Annotated in this window: 30 protein-coding genes; 29 read left to right on the forward strand and 1 reads right to left on the reverse strand. The window is 41.5% G+C overall.

All coding sequences use genetic code 11. The annotated features are described in order from the left end of the window. Positions 1-40: 40 nt before the first annotated feature. Positions 41-1,537: a succinyl-CoA:acetate CoA-transferase ScpC gene (gene scpC / locus QT327_RS22675; RefSeq protein ID WP_289554093.1), complete on the reverse strand. Its 1,497-nt coding sequence runs from the start codon at positions 1,535-1,537 to the stop codon at positions 41-43. A gap of 169 nt (positions 1,538-1,706) precedes the next feature. Between scpC and QT327_RS22680 the strand changes: the two genes are divergently transcribed. The 29 genes from QT327_RS22680 (at position 1,707) to rpsK (ending at position 17,478) form a co-directional block, all read left to right on the forward strand. Then, positions 1,707-2,522 carry a helix-turn-helix domain-containing protein gene (locus QT327_RS22680; protein ID WP_149105184.1) on the forward strand — a complete coding sequence of 272 codons (816 nt, stop codon included), beginning with the start codon at positions 1,707-1,709 and terminating at the stop codon, positions 2,520-2,522. A 55-nt stretch (positions 2,523-2,577) separates the two neighbouring features. Next, positions 2,578-3,702 (forward strand): DNA polymerase III subunit beta, encoded by a 1,125-nt coding sequence (dnaN, locus tag QT327_RS22685; protein WP_013664998.1) that lies wholly within the window; start codon positions 2,578-2,580, stop codon positions 3,700-3,702. A 29-nt stretch (positions 3,703-3,731) separates the two neighbouring features. Continuing rightward, positions 3,732-4,394, forward strand: coding sequence for a DedA family protein (locus tag QT327_RS22690; RefSeq protein WP_013664999.1), 663 nt, complete (start codon positions 3,732-3,734; stop codon positions 4,392-4,394). A 193-nt stretch (positions 4,395-4,587) separates the two neighbouring features. After that, positions 4,588-5,205, forward strand: a complete 618-nt coding sequence (gene rplC, locus QT327_RS22695) for a 50S ribosomal protein L3 (protein ID WP_013665000.1) — start codon at positions 4,588-4,590, stop codon at positions 5,203-5,205. 4 nt (positions 5,206-5,209) lie between these two features. After that, on the forward strand, positions 5,210-5,839 hold the full coding sequence (gene rplD, locus QT327_RS22700) for a 50S ribosomal protein L4 (RefSeq protein WP_013665001.1): 630 nt from the start codon (positions 5,210-5,212) through the stop codon (positions 5,837-5,839). Between the two features lies 1 nt (position 5,840). Further along, positions 5,841-6,131, forward strand: a complete 291-nt coding sequence (gene rplW, locus QT327_RS22705; protein ID WP_013665002.1) for a 50S ribosomal protein L23 — start codon at positions 5,841-5,843, stop codon at positions 6,129-6,131. A gap of 6 nt (positions 6,132-6,137) precedes the next feature. Beyond that, positions 6,138-6,962 (forward strand): 50S ribosomal protein L2, encoded by an 825-nt coding sequence (gene rplB, locus QT327_RS22710; RefSeq protein ID WP_013665003.1) that lies wholly within the window; start codon positions 6,138-6,140, stop codon positions 6,960-6,962. Then, on the forward strand, positions 6,962-7,228 hold the full coding sequence (rpsS, locus tag QT327_RS22715) for a 30S ribosomal protein S19 (RefSeq protein ID WP_013665004.1): 267 nt from the start codon (positions 6,962-6,964) through the stop codon (positions 7,226-7,228). The genes rplB and rpsS overlap by 1 nt, the downstream gene beginning before the upstream one ends. Positions 7,229-7,234: 6 nt before the next feature. Continuing rightward, positions 7,235-7,669: a 50S ribosomal protein L22 gene (gene rplV, locus QT327_RS22720; RefSeq protein WP_013665005.1), complete on the forward strand. Its 435-nt coding sequence runs from the start codon at positions 7,235-7,237 to the stop codon at positions 7,667-7,669. A 9-nt stretch (positions 7,670-7,678) separates the two neighbouring features. After that, positions 7,679-8,482, forward strand: coding sequence for a 30S ribosomal protein S3 (rpsC, locus tag QT327_RS22725; RefSeq protein WP_013665006.1), 804 nt, complete (start codon positions 7,679-7,681; stop codon positions 8,480-8,482). 54 nt (positions 8,483-8,536) lie between these two features. Next, positions 8,537-8,959 carry a 50S ribosomal protein L16 gene (rplP, locus tag QT327_RS22730; protein WP_013665007.1) on the forward strand — a complete coding sequence of 141 codons (423 nt, stop codon included), beginning with the start codon at positions 8,537-8,539 and terminating at the stop codon, positions 8,957-8,959. 163 nt (positions 8,960-9,122) lie between these two features. Further along, positions 9,123-9,353 carry a 50S ribosomal protein L29 gene (gene rpmC / locus QT327_RS22735; RefSeq protein WP_013665009.1) on the forward strand — a complete coding sequence of 77 codons (231 nt, stop codon included), beginning with the start codon at positions 9,123-9,125 and terminating at the stop codon, positions 9,351-9,353. Between the two features lie 12 nt (positions 9,354-9,365). Then, on the forward strand, positions 9,366-9,620 hold the full coding sequence (gene rpsQ / locus QT327_RS22740; protein WP_013665010.1) for a 30S ribosomal protein S17: 255 nt from the start codon (positions 9,366-9,368) through the stop codon (positions 9,618-9,620). A 1-nt stretch (position 9,621) separates the two neighbouring features. Next, a complete protein-coding gene (gene rplN / locus QT327_RS22745; protein WP_013665011.1) occupies positions 9,622-9,990 on the forward strand; it encodes a 50S ribosomal protein L14 in 369 nt (122 codons plus the stop codon). A 1-nt stretch (position 9,991) separates the two neighbouring features. After that, entirely contained in the window at positions 9,992-10,318 is a 327-nt protein-coding gene (gene rplX / locus QT327_RS22750; protein ID WP_013665012.1) for a 50S ribosomal protein L24, read from the forward strand. Continuing rightward, complete coding sequence (gene rplE / locus QT327_RS22755; RefSeq protein ID WP_013665013.1) at positions 10,318-10,884, forward strand: 50S ribosomal protein L5; 567 nt, start codon at positions 10,318-10,320, stop codon at positions 10,882-10,884. The genes rplX and rplE overlap by 1 nt, the downstream gene beginning before the upstream one ends. Then, positions 10,877-11,146, forward strand: coding sequence for a 30S ribosomal protein S14 (gene rpsN / locus QT327_RS22760; RefSeq protein ID WP_013665014.1), 270 nt, complete (start codon positions 10,877-10,879; stop codon positions 11,144-11,146). Before rplE ends, rpsN begins: the two co-directional genes overlap by 8 nt. 142 nt (positions 11,147-11,288) lie before the next feature. After that, positions 11,289-11,687: a 30S ribosomal protein S8 gene (gene rpsH, locus QT327_RS22765; RefSeq protein ID WP_013665015.1), complete on the forward strand. Its 399-nt coding sequence runs from the start codon at positions 11,289-11,291 to the stop codon at positions 11,685-11,687. An 18-nt stretch (positions 11,688-11,705) separates the two neighbouring features. Further along, the gene (gene rplF, locus QT327_RS22770; protein ID WP_013665016.1) at positions 11,706-12,260 is read left to right on the forward strand and encodes a 50S ribosomal protein L6; all 555 of its coding nucleotides are present in this window, start codon (positions 11,706-11,708) and stop codon (positions 12,258-12,260) included. 5 nt (positions 12,261-12,265) lie between these two features. Next, positions 12,266-12,619, forward strand: a complete 354-nt coding sequence (rplR, locus tag QT327_RS22775) for a 50S ribosomal protein L18 (protein ID WP_130854403.1) — start codon at positions 12,266-12,268, stop codon at positions 12,617-12,619. 13 nt (positions 12,620-12,632) lie between these two features. Then, a complete protein-coding gene (gene rpsE, locus QT327_RS22780; RefSeq protein ID WP_013665018.1) occupies positions 12,633-13,151 on the forward strand; it encodes a 30S ribosomal protein S5 in 519 nt (172 codons plus the stop codon). Between the two features lie 4 nt (positions 13,152-13,155). Continuing rightward, on the forward strand, positions 13,156-13,335 hold the full coding sequence (rpmD, locus tag QT327_RS22785; RefSeq protein ID WP_041388049.1) for a 50S ribosomal protein L30: 180 nt from the start codon (positions 13,156-13,158) through the stop codon (positions 13,333-13,335). Positions 13,336-13,470: 135 nt separating this feature from the next. Continuing rightward, the gene (gene rplO / locus QT327_RS22790) at positions 13,471-13,917 is read left to right on the forward strand and encodes a 50S ribosomal protein L15 (protein ID WP_013665020.1); all 447 of its coding nucleotides are present in this window, start codon (positions 13,471-13,473) and stop codon (positions 13,915-13,917) included. A 4-nt stretch (positions 13,918-13,921) separates the two neighbouring features. Continuing rightward, positions 13,922-15,253, forward strand: a complete 1,332-nt coding sequence (gene secY, locus QT327_RS22795; RefSeq protein WP_013665021.1) for a preprotein translocase subunit SecY — start codon at positions 13,922-13,924, stop codon at positions 15,251-15,253. Between the two features lie 8 nt (positions 15,254-15,261). After that, on the forward strand, positions 15,262-16,047 hold the full coding sequence (gene map, locus QT327_RS22800; protein ID WP_013665022.1) for a type I methionyl aminopeptidase: 786 nt from the start codon (positions 15,262-15,264) through the stop codon (positions 16,045-16,047). Positions 16,048-16,121: 74 nt separating this feature from the next. Further along, positions 16,122-16,340, forward strand: a complete 219-nt coding sequence (infA, locus tag QT327_RS22805; protein WP_013665023.1) for a translation initiation factor IF-1 — start codon at positions 16,122-16,124, stop codon at positions 16,338-16,340. Between the two features lie 144 nt (positions 16,341-16,484). Further along, a complete protein-coding gene (ykgO, locus tag QT327_RS22810; RefSeq protein ID WP_013665024.1) occupies positions 16,485-16,601 on the forward strand; it encodes a type B 50S ribosomal protein L36 in 117 nt (38 codons plus the stop codon). A 93-nt stretch (positions 16,602-16,694) separates the two neighbouring features. Continuing rightward, positions 16,695-17,072: a 30S ribosomal protein S13 gene (rpsM, locus tag QT327_RS22815; RefSeq protein ID WP_130854402.1), complete on the forward strand. Its 378-nt coding sequence runs from the start codon at positions 16,695-16,697 to the stop codon at positions 17,070-17,072. Between the two features lie 16 nt (positions 17,073-17,088). Next, positions 17,089-17,478, forward strand: coding sequence for a 30S ribosomal protein S11 (rpsK, locus tag QT327_RS22820; RefSeq protein ID WP_013665026.1), 390 nt, complete (start codon positions 17,089-17,091; stop codon positions 17,476-17,478). The last annotated feature ends 64 nt before the right edge of the window (positions 17,479-17,542 follow it).

Raw genomic sequence — 17,542 nt, forward strand, 5'->3', positions numbered from 1 at the left:
AGAGCTGCTTCTGTGTGTCGGGAAGACAGCCCCGCTGTAATTAACGAGCTTTCATGGAGCCGTTTTCCCTGAATCGTTTATGCCATAAGAAAGCTTCATCCAAGAGATGGGGTGTTTGACCACCAATTTCGGCGACGGCGCGATCAAAGTAAGATTGCAACTCTTCTTTATAATCCGGGTGCACGCAGTTTCCAATAATCTTAAGTGCTCGCTCTCGTGGCGCTAGGCCTCGTAGGTCGGCATAACCTATATCGGTTACCACAACATCTACATTATGTTCATTGTGGTCGACATGCGTTACCATCGGCAACACATGGGAGATTTTATTTTCTTTAGAGGCCGCTTGCGTGACAAATATGCTAATATGCGCATTGCGGGCAAAATCGCCCGAACCTCCGATGCCATTCATCATCTGTGTTCCCGCAATATGCGAAGAATTTACATTGCCATAGATGTCGAATTCAATAGCCGTATTGATGCCGATGATGCCCAAGCGTCGGATAACTTCCGGGGCATTGCTAATGCTCTGTGGGCGCAATACCACCTTGTCTTTGTATTTTTCAAGATTGTCAAAAACCCGTTGGTAGCACGCTGCGGATACGGTAATGGAAGCTGCGGAAGCAAAGGTAAGTTTGCCTGCATCAATTAAATCAAAAGCACTGTCTTGCAATACTTCCGAGAACATGGTGAGCCCTTCAAAGTCGCTTTCCGCGAGTCCTGTAAGCACGGCATTAGCTACCTTACCAATGCCTGCCTGTAAAGGACGCAGCGATTTTGACAAACGACCGTTTTTTACTTCCTCGGTAAAGAAGTCGATTAAATGATGAGCAATAGCAGCAGTTTTATCATCAATTACTGCAATATCGGCAGGGCTATCTTGTTGATGACTCAATACAATGGCTGCAATTTTCTCGGGCTCGACGTTGATAACAGCGGATCCAATGCGATCGTTCGGTCGAAAAATCTCAATGGCTTTACGATTGGGATAGGCCTCAGGAAGGTAAATATCATGTAAGCCATGTACATTTGTCTGTACGGCTGTATTAATCTCAATGATCACCTTTTTTGCTTTATCGGCAAAAATGGGCGAGTTACCAACAGAAGTGGTGGGCACAATTCCGCCTTCAGCGGTAATATAGGCTGCTTCAATAATTGCGATGTCAATCTCCGGGAGATGATGATCTAACAGCATTTCGCTGGTTTCACTTAAGTTTTGATCCACAAATAATACGTCGCCCCGGTTGATGGCTTTCCGTAATACCTTATCTACCTGAAAAGGCATGCGCCGAGCCAAGACACCCGCTTCTGTGAGTTTAGCATCTGTTTCGTGACCCAAAGACGCACCGGTAATCAGTGTGATTTTTATAGGACGTGAGGTGTTGTTCGCTGCCAAAGCGGGAAGAATAACCTTACTGTCGCCTGCTTTGGTGAAGCCGCTGGAGGCTATCACCATCCCATCTTGAAATAAATCCAATACTTCGCTTACCTCTTTTACCCGATCCAACAAAGAGGTGTTTCTTATTCTATCGGTATGCATAGTTATTTGTTTATTTAGGAAATAATAATTTAGCCCCAAGCGTTTTAAAATATTACAATTATACCATTTTTACGATCGTCCTGTTTATTTTTGGTAGACATAGATTTATCGAGGGTAGCCAAAAAACATGTGTTTGTTATATTTGTCTGTACCTTCGTGATCAATCAGTATGACAGGCGAAAAATATTACATCACAGACGTAGATAAAAAAGAAGACAGTATATATTGTTATCATAACCAGATGGGTGAGAAATTTATACCCAGCCATCGTCACAAAAAGGGACAATTTTTGTATACCGAAGGAGGCGTTGTATTTGTGAAAACCCAAGAAAAATCGTATTTCCTTCCTGCCAGACACTATATGTGGATTGCCCCCGGCGTGGAACACAGCATTCATCCAAGCTCGCCTGAAGTGATTATGCGAAATCTCTATTTTCCGATTTACGCCTCTGACGATGCTTTCTATTTTAATACCAGTATCCATCCGGTAAACGATTTGCTATTGGAACTTATGCTGTTCACGCATCGATGGACGGGACATATCGACCCGCAAGATAGAACAGCCTATACAATTGTGGATGCTTTTAAGGTACTACTGCCACAGATCAGTAACTTTTCGCTGCCCTTATCGTTGCCTTTAGCCAAAAATAAGCGCCTGAAAGAAGTTACGATGTATTTAGAGGAGAACTTGGGTAAGGATTTTTTATTCAACGATCTGGCCACCGGGTTTGGTTTCAGCCCGCGTTCGCTCTCGCGGCTCTTTCAAAAGGACTTAGGTATGTCCTTTATTCAGTATTTAACCGCTTTACGCATGTTGAAAGCCCTCCAACTCCTGTTGGAAAAGTCTTTATCCATTAATGAAGTTGCATCTAAAGTAGGCTATAGTAGCTTACCCACCTTCAGCAATACATTTCAAAAAATAATTGGTGTTCGCCCAAGTGAGTACATCAAGATGAATATGATGAGCGGACGGGACAACTCATAACTTTTTTTAACTTTCTCCATTCTTTTTATTATCATTGCCGTTATATTTGACAGATATGAGATTCATCGTTTCAACTTCAACTTTACTTAAACAATTACAAGCCGTAAATGGTGCATCAAGTAGCAGCACTGTGTTGCCAATATTAGAGAATTTTCTGTTTGAGATAAAAGATAATTCGCTTACAATTTCGGCTACCGACCTGCAAACGAGCATGATAACCTCTTTACAGGTAGAGTCGAAAGAAGAAGGTAAGGTTGCCGTTCCCGCTAAGATCTTAATCGAAACCTTGAAAACACTGCCGGACCAACCGATTGCATTTTCAGTCGATACACAGACTTTTGCGATCGAAATCAGCGCCGGTGATGGAAAGTATAAATTGAGTGGCGAAAATGCCGATGATTTTCCGAAAATCCCCGTTGTCGAAAACCCGTCTACCGTCCGTATTCCGGCATCTGTTTTATCGGAGGCAATCAGTAAAACGATTTTTGCTGTAAGCAACGATGAGCTACGGCCGGCGATGACCGGTGTGCTTTGCCAGCTAACACCCCAAAATACAACCTTTGTTTCTACTGACGCCCACAAGCTCGTACGTTACCGTCGGGCAGACGTTAAATCAGAGCAGGTAACATCCATGATTCTTCCAAAGAAAGCGCTGACTTTACTAAAAAGCTCTTTACCTTCAGAAGATGTTGATGTTGCTGTTGAATATAACAATACCAGTGCTTTCTTTAAATTCGGTAATATCCATTTAATTTGTCGCCTGATCGATGAACGTTATCCGGATTACGAAGCAGTCATTCCGCAGGTAAACCCCAATAAATTAACGATTGATCGCTTGTTGTTGCTGAACTCACTTCGACGGGTTGTCATTTTTGCTAATAAAACGACGCATCAGGTACGTTTAAGAATAACCGGTAGCGAGCTCAATATTTCTTCAGAGGACCTGGATTTTGCCAACGAAGCACATGAACGCTTAAGCTGTCAATATGAGGGAGAGGATACGGAGATCGGCTTCAACGCCAAGTTTTTAATCGAAATGCTTAGCAATCTGGAGTGTGAAGAAGTTGTCCTTGAGATGAGTACACCAAACCGTGCCGGTCTGTTATTGCCTGCGGTAGAGGAAGAAAACGAAAACATACTCATGCTGGTGATGCCGGTTATGCTGAACAGTCAAGGATAATTTAGTCATTTCGGAAAAAAGAAGAATACGTGGAAGTAATTAGCTCAATCATTGATTTCATCCTGCATATCGACAAGCACCTCGTAGAGATTGTCAATGAGTACCAGACGTGGACGTACCTAATACTCTTCTTAATTATTTTTGCAGAAACCGGTTTGGTAGTAACACCCTTTCTGCCCGGCGATTCCTTGCTTTTTGCAGCGGGGGCGATTGTTGCTAAGCCGGATACGGACTTGAATATTTTCCTAATGTGCGTACTGCTGATCATTGCCGCTGTATTGGGCGACTTGGTTAATTACCATATAGGTAAATATGTAGGTCCGGTTGCCTTCAGTGGAAAGTATAAACTTTTAAAAAAGGAGTATTTGGAGAAAACGCAACGCTTCTATATTAAGCATGGCGGTAAAACCATTATTTATGCTCGTTTTATTCCTATTGTAAGAACCTTTGCACCCTTTGTTGCAGGCATCGGCACGATGAGTTATGGCAAGTTTGCTTCGTACAACGTAGTGGGCGGTTGCCTTTGGGTAGCGTCTTTTCTGTTTTTAGGATACTATTTTGGTGGATTGCCCGTTATAAAGAATAACTTCACCTATGTGATATTTGCGATTATTCTGCTGTCGCTATTGCCGCCTCTCATTGAGATGTTAAGGGGTAAAAGCAAGCAAAAAGAGGCAAGTGAAGGTCTTTGATGGCTAAGATCATTTCAATAAAAAAATTTCTAGAGCGAATAAGGTGCTCCCCGCATCAAGAAAATTAAAAAAATAATTCGCTAAGTATTTGATAGTTAAAGGAAGTTTTCTATCTTTGCCGTCCCTTTGTGGGATTAGTATGTCTTGAACGAAGCCCTACTGCTTCGATGGACAAAAATAGAAATTAAATAAAATGTCAGGAATCATTGGTAAAAAAGTAGGAATGACCAGCATTTTTGATGCCGAAGGAAAAAATATTCCTTGTACGGTAATCGAAGCTGGCCCGTGCGTGGTAACGCAGATACGCACGGTAGAAAATGACGGTTATACAGCAATCCAGCTGGCTTTCGACGAAAAGAAAGAGAAGAACACGACCGCATCATTGAAAGGGCACTTTGCGAAAGCAAATACAACGCCTAAGCGTAAGTTGGTAGAATTTGAGGTTTTCCCTGAGGAGAAAAATCTTGGAGATGTTGTTACAGTTGATATATTCGCTGAAGGCGATTATATCGATGTAGTAGGTACTTCTAAAGGTAAAGGTTTCCAGGGCGTTGTGAAACGTCACGGCTTCGGTGGTGTAGGTGGCCAAACCCATGGTCAGCACAACCGTATGCGTGCACCGGGTTCATTAGGTGCTTCATCTTGGCCTTCTCGCGTATTCAAGGGTATGCGTATGGCCGGCCGCACAGGTGGCGACCGCGTTAAGGTTCAAAACTTACAAGTGTTGAAAGTGTACCCAGAGAAAAACTTGCTAGTTGTTAGCGGTTCGGTTCCGGGTGCAAAGGGTTCTTACGTAATCGTAGATAAATAAGAAGATGGAAGTACAAGTTTTAAACATTTCAGGTAAAGAAACAGGTGCCAAGGTGCAACTTCCTGAAGCGGTATTCGGTGTAACCCCCAACGATCACGCTATCTATTTAGATGTTAAGCAGTACTTGGCTAACCAACGTCAAGGTACACACAAATCTAAGCAACGTAACGAGATTGCCGGTTCTACCCGCAAATTACACAAACAAAAAGGTACTGGTGGAGCCCGTGCCGGTAGTATTAAGTCACCCTTGTTCAACGGTGGTGGCCGTATCTTTGGTCCTCAACCCCGTGATTACAGCTTCAAATTGAACAAAAAGTTAAAAGCTTTAGCTCGTAAATCTGCTTTAAGTTACAAAGCACAAGAGAACAACATTGTAGTTTTGGATGAAGTGAATTTCGATTCTATCAAAACTAAAAACTATGTGAAGCTTGTGAACGACTTAAACGTAGCGAACGAGAAAACCCTATTGGTTTTACCGGCTTTGAACAAGAATGTTTATTTATCTAGCAGAAACTTGAAAAAAACAAAAGTGATTACTGCAGCCGATATTAATACCTACGACGTATTAAATGCAGGTAAACTTTTGTTGACTACCGAGACTGTTAAAACATTGGAGGAGGCATTTGCCAAGTAACATGGAGATTATTAAGAAACCCGTATTAACAGAAAAAGCGGCACTTTTAACAGAAAAGTTGAATCGCTATACATTTAAGGTGGACCATAGAGCCAATAAGATACAGATCAAAGCTGCAGTTGAACAAATGTTCGGCGTTAATGTGGAGTCTGTAAACACCATGGTTGTTTGCGGAAAGACCAAGAGCCGTTACACAAAAGCAGGGAATATCTCGGGCCGTGCTCCTAAATATAAGAAAGCCATCATCACATTGAAAGATGGTGAAACTATTGACTTTTACAGTACTATATAATTAGAAATGGCAGTTAAAAGATTCAAACCGGTTACTCCAGGTACTCGTTTTCGGGTGGGAGCTGACTATAGCGATGTAACAACTAATGTACCTGAAAAATCATTAGTCGTTAAAATCAAAAAGTCAGGAGGTAGAAATAATACCGGTAAAATGACTATGCGTTATCTCGGTGGGGGACATAAGAAATCATACCGATTGATAGATTTTAAACGCGATAAAAAAGATATCCCCGCAAAAGTAGCCACTATAGAATACGATCCAAATCGTACAGCACGTATTGCTTTGTTGCATTATGTAGATGGCGAAAAACGTTACATTATTGCTCCGGAGGGCTTACAAGTTGGTCAGACAATTGTTGCCGGCGAACAAGTTGCCCCTGAAGTAGGAAATACATTACCATTAAAAAATATTCCGCTAGGTTCGATCATCCACAATATCGAGTTGAATCCGGGACAGGGTGGATCTATTGCGCGCAGTGCCGGAACTTATGCTCAGCTTTCTGCTCGTGATGGTAAATATGCGATCATTAAATTGCCTTCCGGCGAAACCAGGATGATTTTATCAACCTGTGTTGCTACAATCGGGGCGGTTTCGAATGCCGAAAAAGCTAACCAAGTGTTAGGTAAGGCAGGTAGAAAACGCTGGTTGGGCCGCCGTCCGCGTGTTCGTGGTGTAGCTATGAACCCGGTAGATCACCCTATGGGTGGTGGTGAAGGTAGAGCATCCGGAGGTCATCCACGCTCACGTAAGGGCTTGTTAGCAAAAGGCTTCAAGACTCGGTCAAAGAAAAAAACATCGAATCGTTACATCATTGAGAGAAGGAAAAAATAATGGCTCGTTCAATTAAAAAAGGTCCTTATATCGATCATAACTTAGAAAGAAAAGTTCTTTCTATGAATGAAACCAATAAAAAATCAGTTGTTAAAACTTGGTCACGTAGATCTATGATTTCACCTGATTTTGTTGGTCATACCTTCGCAGTTCACAACGGAAATAAATTTATTCCGGTGTATGTAACCGAGAACATGGTTGGCCATAAATTGGGGGAGTTTGCTCCAACTAGAACATTTAGAGGTCACGCTGAAAAGAAAAAATAATAGGCAATGGAAGCAACAAATAACGTAAAGAAGAAAAAATCTGTACTGATAAGAGAAAGAAAAGAGCAGGCACAGAAGGGTGGTGCTTCTACTGCCAAATTATTAAACTGCCCTACGTCTCCACGTAAGATGCGTTTGGTAGTGGATCTTATCAGAGGTGAAAAAGTTGAAAAAGCATTGTATATTCTGAAATATACAAATAAAGAAGCTGCCCTAAGGGTTGAGAAGCTGTTGTTATCAGCGATCAAGAATTGGGAAGCGAACAACGAAGATAAGCGCGTTGAAGATAGTGAACTTTATGTAAAAGAAGTATCTGTTGGAGGCGGCCGTCAATTAAAAAGATTAAGACCTGCACCGCAAGGTCGTGGCTATAGAATCCGCAAGCGTTCTAACCACGTAACCATTGTTGTTGACAGCAAAACTACTGAACCACAAAACTAATTAGGAGAAATGGGACAAAAAGCACATCCAATAGGTAACAGATTAGGAATCATCAAAGGTTGGGATTCTAACTGGTTCGGTGGCAACAACTACTCCGATAAATTAGTTGAAGATGAGAAGATCAGAAAATATCTTTCTGTTCGTATCGCTAAAGGTGGCGTAGCAAAAGTTGTTATCGAGCGTACATTGAAACGTCTTACCGTGACTATCCATACCGCTCGTCCGGGCATCGTTATCGGTAAAGGCGGTCAGGAAGTTGATAAGATAAAAGAAGAGCTTAAGAAGCTTACAAAGAAAGATGTTCAGATCAACATCTTTGAGATTAAACGTCCGGAATTAGATGCTCAATTGGTAGCTGATGGAGTAGCGAAGCAGTTAGAGGCTCGTATCTCTTTCCGTCGCGCCATGAAAACCACAATCGCTTCTACCATGCGTATGGGCGCAGAGGGTATCAAAATCATGTGCTCTGGTCGTTTAGGTGGTGCGGAAATGGCTCGTACCGAGCAATACAAAGAAGGAAGAATTCCTTTGCACACCTTCCGTGCCGACATTGATTATGCATTGGCAGAAGCCCATACTACTTATGGAAAAATAGGTGTTAAAGTATGGATCTGTAAAGGAGAAGTATACGGTAAGCGTGATTTATCTCCGAATGTAGGTCAAGGAAATGTTAAAGGTAGAGGTGAAGGTGCCAGCAACTTTAGCGGTGGAGATCGTAACAGAGGTGGCAACGACCGCAGAAGTGGTGGAAGAAACGATCGCCGTGGCGGACGTGGTGGCAACCGTGGTGGAGCTCCTAAGGGAAAAAACTAATTTAGGTATCATGAATGCTGTCATTAGACAGCTTGTTTAATCATATTAAAGACAATGTTACAGCCAAAAAGAACGAAGTTCAGAAAGATGCAGAAAGGCCGCATGAAGGGTAATGCCGGACGTGGTGCTGAGCTGGCTTTCGGATCTTTCGGTATAAAATCATTAGAACCGGCATGGATTACCAGCCGTCAGATTGAAGCGGCTCGTATTGCGGTAACCCGTTATATGAAACGTGAAGGTCAAGTTTGGATCCGTATCTTCCCCGATAAACCCGTTACAAAGAAACCTGCTGAGGTTCGTATGGGTAAGGGTAAGGGTGCACCCGAGTATTGGGTAGCAGTTGTTCGTCCGGGCCGCATGTTATTTGAGGCAGAAGGGGTTCCTTTGGAAGTGGCGAAAGAAGCCTTGCGCTTAGCTGCTCAGAAGCTTCCGGTACAAACCAAGTTCGTTATACGTAGAGATTACGTAGAAGCATAAATCGTCTAGCCCGCCGTTTGTTGGCGGGCCTGCCGTTACCAGGCCCGTACTAACTGGCTTGAAAAAGCCATAAACAAATTGGTTAAATAGACACAACAACAAATAAGAAAGTGGATAATTCCTGTTAAAAGGTGGATCCATTACTTTAAAACGAATTATTCAAATGAAAAATTCAGAAATTTTAGAATTGTCAAAAGAGGAACTAGTAGCCCGTATCGCAGAAGAAAAGGCTGCCCTCAATAAGTTGAAATTTGCTCATGCTGTTTCTGCTATAGAGAATCCGCTTCGGATTAAAACAGCTAGAAAGTTAATTGCTCGTTTAAATACAGCACTTTCTGCGATTAAAAATGCAGAAGCTAAACAAGCACAGGAAACAGCCGCTGAAGCGCAATAATTTAAGTCGAAAATGGAAAGAAATTTAAGAAAAACAAGGATCGGCTTGGTAGTAAGCAACAAAATGGATAAATCCATTGTAGTGGCTGTTGAACGTAAAGTAAAACACCCTATCTATGGTAAGTTCGTAAAGAAAACTACCAAATTCAAGGCTCATGACGAACAAAACACCTGCGGTATCGGCGATACGGTGTTGATTATGGAAACTCGTCCGCTGAGTAAAACTAAAAATTGGAGATTAGTTGAAATTTTAGAAAGGGCTAAGTAACATGGTACAACAGGAATCAAGACTAACAGTGGCCGACAACAGCGGAGCTAAAGAAGTTTTAGTGATCCGTGTATTGGGCGGTACCGGTAAGCGTTATGCATCATTAGGCGACAAGATCGTTGTAACCGTTAAAAGTGCTATCCCTTCCGGAAACGTAAAGAAAGGAACAGTCTCTAAAGCAGTGGTTGTTAGAACGAAGAAGGAAGTTCGTCGTAAAGACGGTTCCTACATCCGTTTTGATGACAATGCGGCTGTATTGTTAAATAATCAGGATGAACCACGTGGTACACGTATCTTCGGCCCTGTTGCCAGAGAACTTCGTGAAAAACAGTTCATGAAAATTGTATCATTAGCACCGGAGGTTTTATAAAATGGGAAAGATTAAATTAAAAATCCGTAAAGGCGATTTGGTACAGGTTATTGCCGGTGATTCTAAAGGAACACAGGGTAAGGTTTTGGAAGTAATTATCGATAAGAATCGTGCAGTTGTTGAAGGTGCTAATTTAGTATCTAAACATACAAAACCTAATGCAGCCAACCCTAACGGTGGTATTATTAAAAAGGAAGCACCAATTCACATTTCTAACTTGGCATTGATCGACCCTAAGTCGGGTAAAATTACCCGTGTAGGCCGTCAGAAAAATAGCGAAGGAAAGTTAGTTCGTGTGGCTAAAAAATCAGGGGAGGAGATTAAGTAATGACTTACGTACCAAGATTAAAAGCAAAATATAAAGAAGAGATTCGCAGCGCACTGAAAGAGAAGTTTCAGTATAAAAGCGTTATGCAGGTTCCTAAGTTGGTGAAGATTTCAGTTAACCAAGGAGTAGGTGGCGCTACCACCGACAAGAAGTTAATTGAAACGGCTGTCAACGAAATGACCACCATCACAGGACAACAGGCTGTAGCAGCAAAATCGAAAAAGGATATTTCAAACTTTAAATTGCGTAAGGGTATGCCGGTTGGTGTGCACGTAACTTTACGCGATAGCAAAATGTATGAATTCCTGGATCGTCTAATCGCTGTCGCTTTACCACGTATCCGCGACTTTAAAGGTATTAACGATAAAGGGTTTGACGGCCGTGGTAACTATACCCTGGGTGTAACAGAGCAAATTATCTTCCCTGAAATCAATATTGACAAGATCAATAAAATTATGGGTATGGATATTACTTTTGTAACAACGGCAAACACAGACGTTGAAGCGCTGGAATTACTTAAACAGTTCGGTTTACCATTCAAAAATCAAAATACTACTAATGGCTAAAGAAGGAATTAAAGCACGTGAAGTTAAACGTGCCAGATTGGTTGCCAAATACGCTGAGAAGCGTGCTGCTTTAAAAGCAGAAGGTGATTATGCAGCATTAGATAAATTACCAAAAAATGCTTCTCCTGTCCGCTTGCACAACCGTTGCAAATTGACAGGACGTCCTAAGGGGTATATGCGTCAGTTTGGTATTTCACGGGTTACTTTCCGTGAAATGGCCCTAGCTGGTAAGATCCCGGGAGTGAAAAAAGCTTCTTGGTAGTTTTTTTAAGTTATAAGTTATACGTTAGCAAGGCCTTAAAACTTACTACGTACAACTTATAACTTATTACTTATAATACTATTAACCGATAGCAGGTCTGGGGCCATGGGGGCAATGGAAACCACTATCAAATTTTTAACAAATGAATACAGATTCAATAGCAGATTACCTTACACGAGTAAGGAATGCCATTAAGGCCAACCACAGGGTTGTTGAAATTCCTGCATCAAACCTAAAAAAGGAAATCACTAAAGTTCTTTTTGACAAAGGTTACATCGCGAACTACAAGTTTGAGGAGAAAAACGTTCAAGGGTCGATTAAGATTGCCTTGAAATATCATCCGATAACCAAAGTTCCTGCTATTCGCACTTTGACACGTGTGAGTAAACCAGGTTTAAGAAAGTATGCAGGTGTGGAAACTATGCCACGTGTATTAAATGGATTAGGGATTGCCATCTTATCGACTTCAAAAGGAGTCATGACCGATAAGGAAGCAAAGAACCTAAACATTGGTGGTGAAGTTTTATGTTACGTTTATTAATCAGGAGGAAAACACACGATGTCAAGAATTGGAAAAGCACCTATTGCGATCCCTGCCGGTGTTACCGTTACTGTTTCTGAAAAGAACCTGGTAACTGTCAAAGGGCCAAAAGGTGAATTAACACAGCAAGTTGATTCAGCGATCACTGTATCACAAGAGAACGGTAATATTGTAATCAAACGTCCTACAGATAGCAAAAATCACAAGTCATTGCACGGTTTATACAGAGCCTTGATCAATAACATGGTGATTGGTGTTACCGAAGGATACAAAACTACCCAGGAGCTAGTGGGTGTAGGTTACCGCGCAAGTCATCAAGGAAGTACCTTAGACCTAATTTTAGGTTATTCTCACCATATCGTTATGGTATTACCTAAAGAAGTAAAGGTAACTACTACGGCAGAAAAGGGAAAAAACCCGACAATCACGTTAGAATCTATCGATAAGCAATTGATTGGTCAAGTAGCAGCGAAAATCCGTTCGTTACGTGCACCTGAGCCATACAAAGGTAAGGGTATCAAGTTTGCTGGTGAAGTATTAAGAAGAAAAGCAGGTAAATCAGCTAAAAAATAATCATCATGGCAGGAAGTAAATCATCTCGCAGAGAGCGAATTAAAAAAGGGATCAGAAAACACTTATCCGGTTCTGCAGAGCGTCCTCGTCTTTCTGTATATAGAAGCAATAAAGGAATCTATGCACAGGTTATCGATGATGTTACTGGTAAAACCTTAGTTTCCGCATCCTCTTCATCAAAAGATTTCAGTGCAAGTGGCACGAAATCTGAGCAGTCTAAAGCTGTCGGTAAATTAATTGCCGAGAAAGCTAAAGCAGCAGGAATTAACCAAGTAGTTTTTGACCGTAACGGGTATTTATACCACGGCCGCGTTAAGTCGTTGGCCGAAGGTGCTCGTGAAGGCGGTTTAGACTTTTAATTAAAACAGAGAGATGTCAGTAAATAATATTAAACGAGTAAAATCAAGCGAAATCGAACTAAAAGACCGTTTGGTTAGTATTCAACGTGTTGCTAAAGTGACTAAAGGTGGTCGTACGTTTAGTTTCTCGGCTATTGTAGTAGTAGGGGATGAGAACGGTGTAGTAGGTTATGGTTTAGGTAAAGCGAAAGAGGTTACCGAAGCCATCGCCAAAGGTGTTGATGACGCTAAAAAGAACTTGGTCAAAGTTCCTGTAATCAAAGGAACAGTTCCTCATGCGCAATTGGGTAAATATTCCGGTGGTTCCGTTTTGATTAAGCCGGCAGTTCACGGTACAGGAGTACTAGCAGGCGGTGCGATGCGTGCCGTTTTGGAAAGTGCCGGTATCACCGACGTATTGGCAAAATCAACCGGTTCTTCAAACCCTCATAACGTGGTGAAAGCGACAATCGATGCGTTGACAAAAATGCGTGATGCTTATACAGTAGCTCAAAACCGCGGTGTTGATCTAAATAAAGTATTTAATGGATAAGCAAATGGCGAAGATAAAAATCACACAGATTAAAAGCGTAATCGACAGAAGCGAGCGCCAGAAAAGAACCATGCAGGCTCTTGGTTTAACCAAGATCAATAAGTCTGTAGAGGTTGAGGCTACCCCAGCGATTATTGGGATGGTTAGAAAAGTTAACCATTTAGTTGCCGTTGAGAGTTTATAATTTAAAATTATTTTTATAGATTGTCGTCCTTTTCCCTTTTGGTGGAAAGGATGACAATTTTTAGGTAATTTTATCGTTTTAACCGTTCTCCCTGATTAGTGAAAGCGAAGGGAAACATAGAAGTTTGTATTAATCATGAACTTATCAAATTTAAAACCTGCTGCAGGTTCAGTTAAGAGTAGAAAACGTATTGGTCGTGGTACAGGTTCAGGCCGTGGTGGAACATCAACACGTGGACATAAAGGTGCCGGGTCACGTTCCGGAACCAGTACAAAAATCGGGTTTGAAGGTGGGCAGATGCCGCTTCAACGTAGGCTTCCTAAAGTTGGTTTTAAGAATCCTAACCGTGTAGAATATATAGGTATCAACCTAGATGTATTGCAAGGTTTGGCAGAGAAGTATAATTTAACGAGTATTGATTTTGAGTCGCTGAGAGAACACGGCTTGGTATCGAAAAAAGACCTTGTTAAAATACTCGGCCGCGGGGAACTTAAAGCAAAATTAGAAGTTAAAGCACATGCATTCTCTGCTACTGCGCAAAAGCAAATTGAAGCTGCAGGCGGTTCGATCGTAAAACTTTAATTAAATGAAGAAGCTAATCACAACCTTAACCAATATATGGAAGATCGAAGACTTAAGAACGCGTATTTTAAATACGCTTCTATTTCTTTTGATTTACCGTGTAGGTTCTCATATCGTATTACCCGGTGTTAATCCGCAGTCGCTCAGTCAGGAAGCGAAGGATGGTATATTGGGTTTACTTAATATGTTTGCCGGTGGGTCTTTCTCCCGTTCGGCAATATTTGCGTTAGGGGTAATGCCTTACATCTCTGCATCCATCGTGGTGCAGCTCTTAGGTATTGCCGTTCCGTATTTTCAGAAACTACAAAAAGAAGGCGAAAGTGGACGGAAGAAGATGACACAGATAACCCGTTACTTGACCCTTGCTATTACCCTTGTTCAAGCCGTAGCTTATTTAAGGTCGCAGATTAGCCCGGAAGCCAAAACGATGGATGAACCGTTCTTTACGCTTGTTGGTACCTTCATTTTAACCGCAGGAACCATGTTTGTGATGTGGTTAGGGGAGAAGATTACTGATAAAGGTATCGGGAACGGTATTTCTTTGATCATCATGGTGGGTATCATTGCACAATTGCCGAGTGGTATGTTGAGTGAATGGGCTTCACGCATGGATGGTCATGGTGGCTTAATTCCCTTCATTGTTGAGATAGCAGCTTTGTTCTTTGTGGTGGTGTTTACGATCCTTATCGTACAAGGTGTCCGTAAGATCCCGGTACAGTACGCCAAGAAAATTGTTGGTAACAAGCAATACGGGGGGGTACGGCAATACATACCATTAAAAGTGAACTCAGCCGGTGTAATGCCCATCATCTTTGCGCAAGCAATTATGTTTATACCCACTACGTTGGCCCAATTTTTTCCGAATCTTCAATCATCGTTTTTGACTTCATTGAGTAACTTTACTTCCGTAGCGTATAATGTAACGTTTGCGATTTTAATTATTGCCTTTACGTTTTTCTATACAGCTATTATGGTGAACCCTCAGCAGATGTCGGATGACATGAAGAAAAATGGAGGTTTCATTCCTGGGGTAAAACCCGGTTTGGCTACCAGTGGTTATATTGATAGTGTCATATCCAAAATCACATTGCCGGGATCGATTTTCTTAGCAATCATTGCAATATTGCCCGCGATTGCTAGTTTATTAGGCGTTAACAGTCAATTTGCACATTTTTACGGAGGTACTTCTTTACTGATTTTAGTAGGAGTAGTGCTTGATACACTTCAACAGATAGAAAGTCATTTGCTCATGCGCCACTATGACGGTTTGATGAAAACCGGTCGCGTTAAGGGTCGTACTGCTGTAGCAAGTGGTGTAGCAGATCCAACAATATAGAGGCGAGCATGTCGAAATTGATTTATAAGTCAGACGAAGATATCGAACAGATCCGCAAAAGTGCCGATGTACTTTCCAGAACACTGGCGGAAATAGCAAAAGAAATAGAACCGGGAGTAAAAACCATTGACTTGGATAAATTAGCATTTACATTTATTCAGGACCATGGCGGAACTCCCGCTTTTCTCAACTATAACGGATTCCCATATTCGCTTTGTATTTCAGTAAACGACCAGATTGTTCATGGTTTCCCCGGGAGTTATGAATTGAAAGAGGGAGATATCATCAGTGTCGATGGCGGTGTAGTATTGAATGGTTACATCAGTGATTCAGCTTATACGTTTTCCGTAGGAGCCGTATCTGCAGAGGTAGAGCAACTCTTGCGTGTAACGAAGGAGAGTTTGGATAAAGGCGTAGAACAGGCAGTTGTGGGAAAGCGGGTAGGCGATATTTCCTTTGCTGTACAGGAGCATGTGCGTACTTACGGCTATGGAATTGTAAAGGAGTTGGTTGGCCATGGGGTGGGGATCCACCTTCATGAGAAACCGGAAGTGCCAAATTATGGACAGCGCGGCAAGGGAACGAAGTTGGAGCGGGGAATGGTCATCGCGATCGAGCCTATGATCAATTTAGGGAAAGCCGGCGTTCGTTTTTGGGAGGATGGTTGGACCGTCAGTACAATTGATGAAAAACCATCGGCTCATTTTGAGCATACCGTAGCAGTAAGTAAAGGCAAAGCTGATGTTTTAACCACCTTTTCATACATTGAAGAAGTTTTAAACAAAAAAGGTTGATAATCAGCATTTTTATTTTTAACTTTGCATCCCTGTTTGTGCAGGGTTTATAAATACATAATAATCAATAACATATGGCTAAACAAGCCTCTATTGAACAAGACGGCGTCATTAAAGAAGCATTATCGAATGCTATGTTTCGTGTAGAGTTGGAAAATGGACACGAAATTATCGCACATATATCCGGCAAGATGCGGATGCATTACATTAAGATATTGCCGGGGGATAGGGTAAAGTTAGAGATGTCTCCTTACGATTTAACAAAAGGTAGAATAACATATCGGTATAAATAAGGAGAACAGAACAGGCAATTGATGCGCCCTTTGTTCGCTTGTGATCTATAGGTTTTAAACGATTGTTCTCGGTGAACATAATAAATACGGCATCGAAAGAAAGATTCCGTTAACAAAACGAATAATAACGAATAATTATAAGAGATGAAAGTTAGAGCATCTATCAAAAAACGTAGCGCTGATTGTAAAATCATCCGCCGTAAAGGAAAAGTATTTGTAATTAACAAAAAGAATCCTAAGTTTAAACAACGTCAGGGATAACATTTAGAGGTAAATAGGTGTGAGGAAAAAGGCAAAAGGTTTTCTTTATTGCTTAGACCTTAAACCTTAAGCCTTTTAACCGTAATAATAAATATGGCAAGGATAGCAGGTATAGATTTACCAAGAAACAAAAGAGGAGTAATCGGACTTACTTATATCTATGGTATCGGTCTTTCAACCGCAAAGAGCATTTTAGCTGAAGCGGGTATTGATGAGGATACAAAGGTACAGGAATGGACTGATGATCAGTTAACAGCAATTCGTACAATCATCAACGATCGTGTAAAAGTAGAAGGTGCTTTGCGTTCGGAGGTACAGCTAAACATTAAGCGTTTAATGGATATCGGCTGTTACCGTGGTTTACGTCATCGTAAGGGTTTACCACTTCGTGGGCAACGTACAAAGAACAACTCACGTACCCGTAAAGGAAAGCGTAAGACTGTTGCTAACAAGAAAAAAGCTACTAAATAATAATTGATACAATACAATGGCTAAAAGTAAAAAAGTAACCAAGAAGCGTATTGTGGTGATTGAACCTGTTGGTCAGGCTCATATCAATGCAACCTTTAACAATATCATTGTAACACTTACCAACAACCAAGGTCAAACAATTTCTTGGTCGTCTGCCGGTAAAATGGGCTTCAAAGGTTCGAAAAAGAACACCCCTTATGCTGCCTCACAGGCTGCTAGCGATTGTGGTAAAGTTGCGCATGATTTAGGCTTGCGTAAAGTTGAAGTTTTTGTAAAAGGACCAGGTGCCGGACGTGAGTCTGCCATTCGTACTTTACAAACTCAGGGTATTGAGGTGACTTCAATAAAAGATATTACCCCACTTCCGCACAATGGTTGTCGTCCACCAAAAAGGAGAAGAGTTTAATTAACGGATTTTTAAAGCTAAGATTCTCTAGCCTTGGGTTAGATGATACTTTAAAAGAGAAAAA

This window comes from Olivibacter sp. 47 (assembly GCF_030372825.1).
Lineage (GTDB): Bacteria > Bacteroidota > Bacteroidia > Sphingobacteriales > Sphingobacteriaceae > Olivibacter > Olivibacter oleidegradans.

Coding starts and splice junctions, on each gene's coding strand:
- scpC (WP_289554093.1), bottom strand. CDS start 1,537: ATGCATACCGATAGAATAAGAAACACCTCTTTGTTGGATCGGGTAAAA.
- QT327_RS22680 (WP_149105184.1), top strand. CDS start 1,707: ATGACAGGCGAAAAATATTACATCACAGACGTAGATAAAAAAGAAGAC.
- dnaN (WP_013664998.1), top strand. CDS start 2,578: ATGAGATTCATCGTTTCAACTTCAACTTTACTTAAACAATTACAAGCC.
- rplC (WP_013665000.1), top strand. CDS start 4,588: ATGTCAGGAATCATTGGTAAAAAAGTAGGAATGACCAGCATTTTTGAT.
- rplD (WP_013665001.1), top strand. CDS start 5,210: ATGGAAGTACAAGTTTTAAACATTTCAGGTAAAGAAACAGGTGCCAAG.
- rplW (WP_013665002.1), top strand. CDS start 5,841: ATGGAGATTATTAAGAAACCCGTATTAACAGAAAAAGCGGCACTTTTA.
- rplB (WP_013665003.1), top strand. CDS start 6,138: ATGGCAGTTAAAAGATTCAAACCGGTTACTCCAGGTACTCGTTTTCGG.
- rpsS (WP_013665004.1), top strand. CDS start 6,962: ATGGCTCGTTCAATTAAAAAAGGTCCTTATATCGATCATAACTTAGAA.
- rplV (WP_013665005.1), top strand. CDS start 7,235: ATGGAAGCAACAAATAACGTAAAGAAGAAAAAATCTGTACTGATAAGA.
- rpsC (WP_013665006.1), top strand. CDS start 7,679: ATGGGACAAAAAGCACATCCAATAGGTAACAGATTAGGAATCATCAAA.
- rplP (WP_013665007.1), top strand. CDS start 8,537: ATGTTACAGCCAAAAAGAACGAAGTTCAGAAAGATGCAGAAAGGCCGC.
- rpmC (WP_013665009.1), top strand. CDS start 9,123: ATGAAAAATTCAGAAATTTTAGAATTGTCAAAAGAGGAACTAGTAGCC.
- rpsQ (WP_013665010.1), top strand. CDS start 9,366: ATGGAAAGAAATTTAAGAAAAACAAGGATCGGCTTGGTAGTAAGCAAC.
- rplN (WP_013665011.1), top strand. CDS start 9,622: ATGGTACAACAGGAATCAAGACTAACAGTGGCCGACAACAGCGGAGCT.
- rplX (WP_013665012.1), top strand. CDS start 9,992: ATGGGAAAGATTAAATTAAAAATCCGTAAAGGCGATTTGGTACAGGTT.
- rplE (WP_013665013.1), top strand. CDS start 10,318: ATGACTTACGTACCAAGATTAAAAGCAAAATATAAAGAAGAGATTCGC.
- rpsN (WP_013665014.1), top strand. CDS start 10,877: ATGGCTAAAGAAGGAATTAAAGCACGTGAAGTTAAACGTGCCAGATTG.
- rpsH (WP_013665015.1), top strand. CDS start 11,289: ATGAATACAGATTCAATAGCAGATTACCTTACACGAGTAAGGAATGCC.
- rplF (WP_013665016.1), top strand. CDS start 11,706: ATGTCAAGAATTGGAAAAGCACCTATTGCGATCCCTGCCGGTGTTACC.
- rplR (WP_130854403.1), top strand. CDS start 12,266: ATGGCAGGAAGTAAATCATCTCGCAGAGAGCGAATTAAAAAAGGGATC.
- rpsE (WP_013665018.1), top strand. CDS start 12,633: ATGTCAGTAAATAATATTAAACGAGTAAAATCAAGCGAAATCGAACTA.
- rpmD (WP_041388049.1), top strand. CDS start 13,156: ATGGCGAAGATAAAAATCACACAGATTAAAAGCGTAATCGACAGAAGC.
- rplO (WP_013665020.1), top strand. CDS start 13,471: ATGAACTTATCAAATTTAAAACCTGCTGCAGGTTCAGTTAAGAGTAGA.
- secY (WP_013665021.1), top strand. CDS start 13,922: ATGAAGAAGCTAATCACAACCTTAACCAATATATGGAAGATCGAAGAC.
- map (WP_013665022.1), top strand. CDS start 15,262: ATGTCGAAATTGATTTATAAGTCAGACGAAGATATCGAACAGATCCGC.
- infA (WP_013665023.1), top strand. CDS start 16,122: ATGGCTAAACAAGCCTCTATTGAACAAGACGGCGTCATTAAAGAAGCA.
- ykgO (WP_013665024.1), top strand. CDS start 16,485: ATGAAAGTTAGAGCATCTATCAAAAAACGTAGCGCTGATTGTAAAATC.
- rpsM (WP_130854402.1), top strand. CDS start 16,695: ATGGCAAGGATAGCAGGTATAGATTTACCAAGAAACAAAAGAGGAGTA.
- rpsK (WP_013665026.1), top strand. CDS start 17,089: ATGGCTAAAAGTAAAAAAGTAACCAAGAAGCGTATTGTGGTGATTGAA.